Genomic DNA, 9,787 nt, shown 5'->3' with positions numbered 1-9,787 from the left:
CGGGTGTCCCCGGTCGGGACGGTCGCCGTCGACTACGGACGCGCCGCCGGAGGCGTGGTCGACGTCCCGCTCTACTCGGCCTTCGACGTCACCCTGCTGGAGCGGGTGCGGCCGGAGGTGGACTGGAGGCAGGTGCGGCGCACACCCCCGGGCCGCCGCTCCCCCCTCGCCGCCCTCACCCCGGCCGGGCCGGGTGAGGACCGGGTGTTCCTGGGGACGGCCGCCCTCATGGCAGGGCCCAACCAGCACGCACACCCCGCAGCGCCAGCCCGCTCGGGCGCCACGTTGTTGGGCCTCTGGGCCTCTCAGATCACTAGCAGGCGTACCAGTTGGTCCAGGTGCCGTTGCCGTTGAACGTGTTGCACCAGTAGCCGCCGTTGCCGCCGAGCACCTGCACGGTGGGATTTCCACCGGAGAACCAGCCCCAGACGCCATGTTGGACGTCATGGCTGTTGCCGAGGGTTCCCCAGGTGGCCCATGACCCGTTGGCGCTGTACTGGTAGCTGTGCCAGATCTGGCGATCGCTACCGATGACCACGAACTCGTACCGGCCGTCGGGCCAGTCCAAGCGCCTGACAATGGACCCGCACAGGACCACTGCGGCTGCCGGACCGTTTCCAGAGAAGCTGACGTCGCAGGCTGCACTGCCAGCACGGGTCCTGCTGACCACGGGGGCACTTGTGGTACCCGTGCTTTCGCTGATGGTCGTTGCGCCGGCCACGCTGGGCCCGCTCGGAGCCGGTGCCGCCTGCGCGGTGGCGACAGGGCTCAGTGTGGCCACGAGTGCCAGAGCTATCGCGGAAAGAATGCCAGGCCTCTTCATGATTCCCCCAAGAACGGCGTGACGAGTATCCAACGGCCTGCTGCTGCCGCTGGTCGACCCCAAGCCTCCGGTTCGAAGGGGCGCTTGCCTAGAGCCTTGGTGCATGCGGCAGGAACATGACGCGAATTCGATCGTGCTGGCCTGGTACCCCGATTCGGCTGCCGGGCAGGAACAGCCGCCGGGACGACGGACACGACGCGGTGTGGACACCGACCCCTATCTGGCAGTTCCCGACCTGCCCAGGTGCCGGAGTACTGCCTGGCCACCCTGGGCGAGGACCGGAGGGCTGGCCGCGGGGCGAGTAGCGCCGGCCACGAGGCTGCGTCCGTCCGTCTGCTTCGCGGTCTCGTGTCCGCTGTCGCGGTCACGAGGCAGAAGGTCCGGGCCGTCGGTGTGCCGGAGGTGCCGGTGCCGGTGGACGGGTGCTGGGCGCGCTGTTCGTTGTGTTCCGTATCGATCTCGAAGGGGAGTTCATGATTCTGCCTCCAGTACACCGCCGTCTGCCTGCGGTCACCGGGGCCTTGGCCCTGGTACTGGCCGGGGCGAGCGTCCTTGCCACCGCGCCCTTCGCTCCCGCCTCGGCCGCTGCCGGCCAGGCGCCCCGGAGTTCGCGGGTCGCTTCGCAGCTTTTCCAGGCTCCGGGAGCGGGCAGCGTGCAGATCCCCGCCGGGATCACCGAGGTCACCGCCACGTTGTGGGGCAGCGGCGGTGGTGGCGGCGGCGGGTCTCCGCTGAACGAAGGACTTCTCGGTCCGGAGGGCGGTGGGGGCGGGGGCGGTGGCGCGGGGGCGGGGGTCAGCTGCCGTATCACCCTGCCCGCGCACACCTCGCCGGTGGCGCTTCCGTTCTTCGTGGCGGCCGGCGGCCGGGGTGGCACCGGCGGCCAGAACGATACGGCTGGGCAGGGCGGCGTGGGTGGCACTGGCAACGGCACGGGCGGCAACGGCCAGACCGGAGGGGACGGGGACTCTCTAGGCAGTGTCGGGGGTATCGGTGCGAGCGGCGGTGGCGGGGCGGCCACCACCGTGGGCGATCCCGTCGCGGGCCCGGTCTGGATGTTCGCCGACGGCGGCGCGGGCGGCGGAGGCGGCACCTCCACCCGTCTTGCTCCCGCAGGACGCGGCGGGAACGGCAGCAGGAGCGACGTCCTGCAGGCGGAAGGCGGGGCCGGCGGCGGCACCCTGGGGCATCTGGAGGTCTTTCTGGGCGGGGGAGGCGGTGAACTCGCGCTCCCGGGCTACGCCGCGTGCACGGCGGTGTCGGGCGGTGCCCGGGTCACCCGGCTCCCGAGCGGTTTCGGTTCGAACGGCCACTCCGGGGCGAACGTCACCTCGGAGCCCGCGGGCGGCGGCGCGGTGGCGGGGCCGCGGCCATCGCCGGCAACGCCTACGGAGCCGGCGGCAACGGCGGGGACAGCGACACCGGCACGGGCCTTGCCGGCCAGGCCGGCGCGGACGGCGCCGTCCTCATCGAGTACTGACACCTGGCGACGTGGGCCGGCCGGCCCCGCGGCTTGGCGGTCCCGCCCGTCCCTGGTCCCAAGGATGTGAGGGGCGCGTCAGTCCGCCGGCGCATGCCCCGGCGCGCACGAGCGGCCGGCCCGCACCACGACGCGGAACGGGCGGGTATCCGCTGCGGGAGTGCTCCGGTGCGCCGCAGCCACGAACGCCCACCCCCGACCACCATCGGTCCTCCGCTGGGAAGTGAGCTTCATGAAGTTCCACCCGTTCCGATCAGGTCGGCCGCTGACCGACCGCTCTCGCCGGCATCCCGACCACCGGCGGCCGCCTTCCGCGAACCCGGCATCCGCGGCTCCTCACCACCACCGCCCACCGCCGCGCGGACCCGAGTGATCAAGGCCAGTCCCGTTGCACGCTCCATCCCCAGCCCGGCCCCCGCCCACGATAAGGAGAACCACGCCATGAACACCCGCCGCCTCCGCACCGCCGCACAGCGCACCGCCGTCGTCGCGACCGCCGCACTCACCACCGGCGCGGGGGTCCTCGCCTTCGCCACCACCGCCCACGCCGTCTCGCCCGGCTACCTGTGCGACGACCTCGAAGGCACCGTCAGCGGCGGCCCCGGTACCGGCCTGACCAACTGCGCGGCCTTCGGCGGCGCCCCCGCCACCGGCACCATCACCACCGCCTTCACCATCGTGCGGGCCTCCGACAGCGCCACCCTCACCTGCAGCCCCGTCGGCAATATCGCCGGAGCCGCCCTCACCCCCGTCGAAGTCACCGGCCTGTCCTGCGTCCTCAGCCGCTAGGGAAGCCTCCCGCTCCTCCAGGCCTGGCTGGTGCGGACGGTTTCCACTGGACGCTCACGACGACCGCCCGCGAGCCGCAGGCCCAGGCTCGAACCGAATCGGCGCAACCGGGCCGGGGTCCGCACACAGGAGCTGTGCTGAGGTGTCGGTACACCCCCGGCTCCGCTGGCCGCACCGCCTGACTGCGCGCGCTGCCAGGACTACGTCTCCGCGAGGGCTCTGGTCGTCAGCCCGTGTACCTGGCGGCGCATGTAACACGGGTCAGCTCCGGCTCCGGCCGGTCCGGCAGGCGACACCCGCCCCTTGTTTCCGTGCTGTGATTGGCTGGGTCGAATCACTTCGCCGGTGGCCGCCGGCTTGCCGCTGTGCGGCTGGCGCCGGGTCTGTCTCCGGGCTGCGGCGGCGGTCGGTGCGGTTGACTCTGGCCGGTCAGCTGGCGGAGACGGGGCCGCCGTACTTGAGGGTGATCGCGAGCCAGTCGGCGGGACGGTGGACGCGCAGGTAGTCCAGGAGCTTGGTCGTGGCCGCCTTCTGGTCGGCGGAGCACCGCGCGCAGCCCGTGTTCACCGCCTCCCTCATCACAGCTTTGAGCTCTCGTGCCTGGGGCGTGCAGGGGCCTCGGTCGAGGAGGCAGTTGATGAGCGTGTTGAGCAGTCGCGGGTTGGCGATGGCCTGGTCCACATAGGTCTCCAGGGGGCCGGCCGCGTAGGCCGGAGCCGACAGGGCCGCCGTAGCCGCCGGTGCAACGGGCAGCGGCGACGCGGCCACGGGTACGACGCAGAGCAGGGCCGTTGCGGTGGCCATCGCGGCGGTGACACCGAGGCGGGCGGGGAAGCGTATCAGGAGACCTTTCTGCAGGGGGTACGCGTGGGCTGCCGGCATCAGGCGCCGGCCGGTCGTGAGCGATGTCGGCACACGGAGACGTCCGCGCGGCTGGCGACGGCTCCCAGTAGACGTCATCGGCGTGATCCGCGCGCCTGGAGCAGCGCGTTCGTGGCGGAGGAGACGTGAGCAGGACGGCGGGCAGGGAGCCGGTCAAGGGTCAGCCGGCGCGGGGTCCCGGTGCTCTCTGCCGCGGAGTTCCCCGGGCCGGTGTTGATCCCGCCGCCGAAGGGTTGTCCCGTAACTGATCTCTGGCGGCACGAGAGTGGCTGGCCGGGATCGCATCCCAGGTTTCCTTTGGGGAGGCACTGACCTCGGTTCACCCCTGCGACCGCGCGACACAGCAGCGGGTAGCAGGTGCCTCCTCCCGACGACGTGCGGGACCTCCCGACCTGGGGAGATGAGCCAGGACCTTGTTATCGTGCGCCGATGTCAACGATCAAGCAGTTCCAAGTGACCTTCGACTGCGCGGAGCCTGCGCGCCTCGCCACCTTCTGGTGCGAGGTGCTGGGGTACGTCGTACCGACGGTCCCGGAGGGCTTTGCCACGTGGGAGGAGTACCACCGCTCGCTGCCGCCCGAGGATGAGATCTACTTCGCGTGCACTGATCCCTCGGGTGTGGGCCCGCGCCTGCTCTTCCAGCGAGTTCCCGAAGGCAAGGTCGTCAAGAACCGGGTGCACCTCGATGTGCGGGCCGGCGCCGGGCTCGTGGGTGAGGAGCGCCTGGCCACACTCGAGGCCGAGTGCGCACGGCTGATGGCGCTCGGCGCGAAACACGTGCTGACGCAGCGCGCCGATGGCGTCAACGAGTCGTGCATCACGATGCAGGACATCGAGGGCAACGAGTTCTGCCTCGACTGATTCTCCTCCGAGACTGCGAGGTGGGGAGCTGTCTCCGGCCTTGGGGAACATCGGGGCAGCCGATATCGGCTGCCCCGATGTTCCCCAAGGCCGGTCTGCCGTGGACCTCTCAGGTCCCGCATGCGGCGGGAGTCATCCCGTGAGAGCGAGGTGTAGGCGGGCGACGCCGTGCATCGCGTGGCGCACACCGTCGCCTCTCAAGCGGCAGTCGCGCAGGATCTTCCAGGGCTTCATACGGGCGAAGGCGTGCTCGACGCGGGCGCGAACCCGTTTGTGGCTCTTGTTGTGGGCCTCCTTCCAGTCGGGCAGTTCCTCACCCTTGCGTCGGCGGTGCGGCATGATCAGCCCAGTGCCCAGGTAGCCGCCGTCCGCGATCGTCGTTGTGTTGCCGACCGCCCGCTTGGCACCGGACTCGGCCCAGGCCAGGCAGTCGTTGCGGTTCCCCGGCAGCGGCCGGCCGACCACCACGACCAGGCGGGTGTCGGCGTCGATGACCACCTGGTGGTTCGTCGAGTAGCGATAGTTCTTCGACTGCTCGGCGACCTGGTGGTCGCGGGTGGGTACCAGTGTCCCGTCCACGATCAGCACCGCGTCCTTGGCGAAGTGCCTGCGCGGGGCCAGCGCGAGCCTGGGGCCGAGGTGGTCGATGACGCGATCGACGGTGGACTTGGACACGCCGAAGAGCGGCGCGAGTTGGCGCAGGGTCAAGTTGGTGTGCCAGCACGCGGCCACCAGTAGCACCCGGTCCTCCAGGGACAGCTTCCACGGCCGGCCACGGCCCGGCGCGTCGCCGCCCTCGCGGCGCAGCTGCCTCATCAACTTGCCGAAGGCACGCGGGCTCAGTCCGGCGAACGGGGCTATCCAGGACGGCTCAGACGCCGTGATCACACCAGCCACGACCAAGATCATCCCACGGCAAGATCACTTACGGGACAACCCTGAGGCTGTGCGATGTTCTGTTTCCCGTAGGCGTACGACGAAGACCAGGCGGCGGCCCGGCTGCGGGTGCCGCCCGCAGCCTGGCGGGCGGTCGGCTCCGGCCTGGTCCCGGCCGTGGCCACGGGCCAGCGGCTGCGGTCGCGGGCGGTGGTGGAGGCCCCCCGACCCGGAAGCGGTCCGCGCCGCGCTGCGCGGCCCGGTGGGTGCCGGGGCGGCGGCGGACCGGCTCACGGATGCCCTCGGTATGGTGTCGCCGCCGCGCTGGCCGGGGGTGACCGCCGCCGCGGTCGGCCCACGCGCCCGAGCCGGCCTGCTGGTCCGCCTCGGCGGTGACGTCGAGTTCCCCAACGTCCACCCGGACGAGGTTGCCGCGGCGACTACGCGCGCTGCCGGGACTACGCCGCCGCGATACCGCCACCGGTCCCCTGCCCGCGGGAGCATGGTCACGGACATGCAGGTGCTCGTGCCGCCTTGTCGCCGGACCGGGCGGGCATCGAAGTCCGGCCTGCACCCGACGAGTCGCGTCGGCATGCTCGCACCGTTCATGCCTTCCGCGCCTTCACCGTCCGAGACGTCGGCTCCCCGGCCTGTCCCGAGCGCCGGTGCGAGCTTGACGTTTCCAAGCGCTGTGGCACCGGTGAACGCCAGGAGGAGGCAGACGGCGGTGAGCGTGCCGAGGGCGGCCGCCGTCCCGAGCCAGACTGCCGGGCTCGCCGACCAGCGCGGCCACGACGTCTAAGAGGAGCGTTCCGCGGGCGGGGAGGGTGAGCACGTAGGGGAGCCGGTGCACGGCGAGGGCGATGCGTCAACCCGGGCGGGTTTCAGTGGGTGGTGTCCCGGACCGCCTCGTGGATGAGGTCGGCGACGCGGTGGGGGTGGGCCAGCATCACCAGGTGCGAGGAGTCGACCTCGACGGTGGTCATGCCGGCCCGCCGGTAGCCGTAGCGCTGGACCTCCGGGTTGATGGTGTGGTCCGCCGCCGACACAAGCCCCCACGACGGCCTGGTCCGCCACGCCGCGACCGGGGCGGCCTCCGCGAACGCCTGAGCCGCCAGCGGACGCTGGGACACGGCGAGGACGGAAACGAGGCCGGGGTCGACGTCGGCGGCGAAGACAGCGGGGAACGCGTCGGCCCGGACCGACACGTCGGTACCCGCGGTGGCCGAGCCCTCGACGGGGAACGGGGTGTAGACCAGCGCGCCCGCGAGGTCGGAGTCCGGGAAGCGGCCCTGGAGTTCGCCGAGGCTCTCGCCCTCCTCCAGGGCATAGCCGGCCAGGTAGACCAACCCGGAGACGTTGTCCTCAGCGCCCGCGACGGTGATGACGGCGCCTCCGTAGGAGTGCCCCACCAGAACGACGGGCCCCGCTATCTGCCGGACGACCGAGGCGATGTACGCGGAGTCACCCAGCAGGCTGCGGTTCGGCACCGCCGGGGCGATCACCTCCAGGCCGCGGGCGAGCAGCTCGGGGATGACACGGGCGAAGGAGGACGCATCGGCGAAGGCGCCGTGCACGAGGACGACGGTGGGCGCGGCGGCCGGGCCATTCGGGTGCTGGGACATGGCACAACTCCTCTTGAGACAGGCAAGGGATCGGTCGGCGCCGGGGAGCAGACCCGACGCGGGACCCCACACTAGGAACGGACGCGGGGAGCGGCTTGCCCGTGAGCGCCCGGATTCTGCTCCGCCCGTGCAGCTCACCGCTCTCGCCGCGGTGCCCATGGCTGGCCTGTCCGCGTACGGGTCGGGTGGGCGCCTGCCGATGGTCCGCGTGGCCGACCCGCACCTGGCCCTGGCCGACGAACCGGAGGGGACGGACTGTCTGTCCGGCTGGATCGCGGAAGACGACGCCGCTGTGCTGGCGGAGCGGAGCACGGGGGCGTCGGGGCTGACCGTCAAGCGGCTGCTCATGCCCGTGCCCGGGCCGGAGCCCCTCGCCGCGGTGGGCGACGTGCAGCTGGTGGAGCGGGACCAGCCGGTGAAGGGGTGGGCGTACGTTGCCCTGTCCTGGCCGGCCGGACTGCGGGGCGGTGCCTACCATGCCGGTGACGGCGTCATCCGCCATGGCGTGCCCCACGCCGTCCCGGGGGACGAGTGCCCGTGTGTACGGCATGACTGTGGGGGCCTGGTGCCGGTGTCGTGGTGCGCGGAGCACGGGACGGCCGCTGCACCGGTGTTGGAGTGGCATCCGGGCGGTGGGATCCGCTGCGGGGACCTGGTGCGCAGCCGTGTGGGGGTGGCCGTCTGATCCGTAGGGGCTCGGCCCGAGAGGGGTTCCGCCGCCGCGAACGCGGCGGCGGGGTCCTGCTCAGGCCGTGATCTCGCCTACGAGCATGCGCAGGGTGAGGCTGTGCTTTTCCGGCGGCAGGGCGTTCATAGCGGTGTTGGCGTGTGCGATACCGGCCGTCTTGTCTCCGGAGCGGGCGAGCATGAGGCCGCGGTGGAGTTCGAGGTGGGTGGCGAAGCGCGGCAGGGAAGCCGGGAGCGCGGCGAGGGCCTGGTCCTGCGCGTCGGTGGCGGCTTTCTCGTCGCCGAGGCGGGGTCAGCGGCGGCGCAGCGAGGCGTCGAGCAGGGCGGGCGGCGTGTTCCCCGCTTCCATCGCGACGAGGTCGGCACCGGGGGCGACGATCGAATCGATCGCGTCGAGTACGTCGGCGGAGAGCATCGTGTCCGCGGCGGCGAGCTGCGAGTGCAGGTGCTCCATGGTGCGCGGGCCGATCAGGGCGCTGGTCACGGCGGGACGCGTGGTGACGAAGCCGAGCGCCAGCTGGATCAACGTCAGACCGGCCTCGTCGGCAACGCCGGCCAGCTCTTCGACCGCGTCGAACCTGGCCTGGCCGGTGGGTGCGGTGGGGTCGAAGAGCTGCGGCCAGAAGGCCGAGCGGTTGGTGGTGACCTCCTGGCCCTTGCGGACCGCGCCGGACAGCCAGCCTGACGCCAGCGGGCCCCAGATCAGGACACCCAGACCGTACTCCTCGGTCACGGGCAGCACGTGACTCTCCGCCTCGCGCTGCAGGATCGAATAATTGAGCTGTTCGGTGACGTAGCGGCCGAGCCTGTTCTCCCTCCCGGCCCACTGCGCCTGTACGACCCGGTGGGCCGGGAAGGACGAGGAGCCGAAGTAGCGGATCTTGCCCGCACGTTGCAGGTCGGTCAGGGCCGACAGCGTCTCCTCGTCGCTGGTGGTCGGGTCCCAGCGGTGGATCTGGTAGAGGTCGACGTGGTCGACGCCGAGGCGGCGCAGGCTGTTGTCCAGCTCGGTGACGAGCCAGCGCCGCGAGCTGCCCTGGTGGCCTCGCTCGTCCCCCATCGGCAGGCCGGCCTTGGTGGCGAGGACGAGATCGTCGCGTCGGCCGGCAATCGCCTTTCCGACCATCTCCTCCGATTCGCCGTTGCTGTAGACGTCGGCGGTGTCGATGAGGTTGATGCCGGCTTCAAGGGCGGCACCGACGATGGCGGACGCCTCGTCCTGTGTGGTGCGGCCCATCGCGCCGAAGTTCATCGCGCCGAGCGCGAGCGTACTGACCTGCACACCGGTACGGCCCAAGGTGCGGTACTGCATGACTGTTTCTCCTCTATGTTCAGGGGCAGTGTGAAGTGAAGGCGTGGCGCGGACACACGCTCGCGTGTCGCAAGGGCGACGCTCTCCGCCTGCGCGAGAAGGGACGCCGAGCCCGGCGTCGTCGACTTCCGAGGCGCGGACTACGCGGACGGCACGGCGGACGCCGTCCGCAACCGATCGTCATCGAACACGATCTCCTCGGCTACGGGCAGGTGGCGGGCCTGCGTCCGGTGGCGGTCGGTCCGTCATCGGCCATGGCGATCATGACGTACGCGGCGGTGAGCGGCCGGGCCGGCGGTGACGCGGATCGGGCCGTAGCGCTGGCCGTGTGTCTTGCGCTGCTGACCGGTGTTCTGCTGCTGCTCCCCACGCGGCTGCGCGGTCTCTCCCACTTCAGTGAGCGTTTTCAGCGTGGTCACTGATCGAGTGACGCCGGTGAGGTTGAGGTGAGG

At 71.6% G+C, this 9,787-nt stretch carries 11 protein-coding genes; 4 read left to right on the top strand and 7 right to left on the bottom strand.

Going from position 1 to position 9,787, the window contains the following annotated elements; all coding sequences use genetic code 11:
- On the top strand, nucleotides 1–354 hold a 354-nt coding region (locus ACZ6ZT_RS29950), incomplete at its 5' end, for a response regulator (protein ID WP_469723250.1).
- On the opposite strand, the gene ACZ6ZT_RS29945 is transcribed toward ACZ6ZT_RS29950, so the two are convergent.
- The gene (locus tag ACZ6ZT_RS29945) at nucleotides 314–568 is read right to left on the bottom strand and encodes a hypothetical protein (RefSeq protein ID WP_469723248.1); all 255 of its coding nucleotides are present in this window, start codon (nucleotides 566–568) and stop codon (nucleotides 314–316) included. The two genes, ACZ6ZT_RS29950 and ACZ6ZT_RS29945, sit on opposite strands and share 41 nt — an antisense overlap.
- 2,176 nt (nucleotides 569–2,744) lie before the next feature.
- Here ACZ6ZT_RS29945 and ACZ6ZT_RS29940 point away from each other — a divergent pair.
- Nucleotides 2,745–3,092, top strand: a complete 348-nt coding sequence (locus ACZ6ZT_RS29940; RefSeq protein ID WP_469723247.1) for a hypothetical protein — start codon at nucleotides 2,745–2,747, stop codon at nucleotides 3,090–3,092.
- 429 nt (nucleotides 3,093–3,521) lie between these two features.
- Here ACZ6ZT_RS29940 and ACZ6ZT_RS29935 read toward each other — a convergent pair whose 3' ends face one another.
- On the bottom strand, nucleotides 3,522–3,896 hold the full coding sequence (locus ACZ6ZT_RS29935; RefSeq protein ID WP_469723246.1) for an A10/OS-D family protein: 375 nt from the start codon (nucleotides 3,894–3,896) through the stop codon (nucleotides 3,522–3,524).
- A 507-nt stretch (nucleotides 3,897–4,403) separates the two neighbouring features.
- Here ACZ6ZT_RS29935 and ACZ6ZT_RS29930 point away from each other — a divergent pair.
- Entirely contained in the window at nucleotides 4,404–4,835 is a 432-nt protein-coding gene (locus tag ACZ6ZT_RS29930; protein ID WP_469723245.1) for a VOC family protein, read from the top strand.
- A 132-nt stretch (nucleotides 4,836–4,967) separates the two neighbouring features.
- Here ACZ6ZT_RS29930 and ACZ6ZT_RS29925 read toward each other — a convergent pair whose 3' ends face one another.
- Both ACZ6ZT_RS29925 and ACZ6ZT_RS29920 read right to left on the bottom strand, forming a co-directional pair.
- A complete protein-coding gene (locus ACZ6ZT_RS29925) occupies nucleotides 4,968–5,732 on the bottom strand; it encodes a transposase (RefSeq protein ID WP_469723244.1) in 765 nt (254 codons plus the stop codon).
- Between the two features lie 863 nt (nucleotides 5,733–6,595).
- Nucleotides 6,596–7,336 (bottom strand): alpha/beta fold hydrolase, encoded by a 741-nt coding sequence (locus ACZ6ZT_RS29920; RefSeq protein WP_469723243.1) that lies wholly within the window; start codon nucleotides 7,334–7,336, stop codon nucleotides 6,596–6,598.
- Nucleotides 7,337–7,463: 127 nt separating this feature from the next.
- Here ACZ6ZT_RS29920 and ACZ6ZT_RS29915 point away from each other — a divergent pair, with 127 nt between their 5' ends.
- Complete coding sequence (locus ACZ6ZT_RS29915; RefSeq protein ID WP_469723242.1) at nucleotides 7,464–8,021, top strand: hypothetical protein; 558 nt, start codon at nucleotides 7,464–7,466, stop codon at nucleotides 8,019–8,021.
- 60 nt (nucleotides 8,022–8,081) lie between these two features.
- Here the strand turns inward: ACZ6ZT_RS29915 and ACZ6ZT_RS29910 are convergent, their stop codons facing one another.
- From ACZ6ZT_RS29910 to ACZ6ZT_RS29900, 3 genes are all read right to left on the bottom strand, one after another.
- Nucleotides 8,082–8,204: a hypothetical protein gene (locus tag ACZ6ZT_RS29910; RefSeq protein WP_469723241.1), complete on the bottom strand. Its 123-nt coding sequence runs from the start codon at nucleotides 8,202–8,204 to the stop codon at nucleotides 8,082–8,084.
- A gap of 111 nt (nucleotides 8,205–8,315) precedes the next feature.
- Complete coding sequence (locus ACZ6ZT_RS29905) at nucleotides 8,316–9,335, bottom strand: aldo/keto reductase (RefSeq protein WP_469723239.1); 1,020 nt, start codon at nucleotides 9,333–9,335, stop codon at nucleotides 8,316–8,318.
- A 245-nt stretch (nucleotides 9,336–9,580) separates the two neighbouring features.
- On the bottom strand, nucleotides 9,581–9,787 hold a 207-nt coding region (locus ACZ6ZT_RS29900; RefSeq protein ID WP_469723238.1), incomplete at its 5' end, for a hypothetical protein.

It is taken from the genome of Streptomyces sp. NPDC102258, assembly GCF_055584685.1.
Note: the sequence above shows the minus strand (reverse complement) of the source record. Positions and strands in the feature narration are given on the sequence as shown.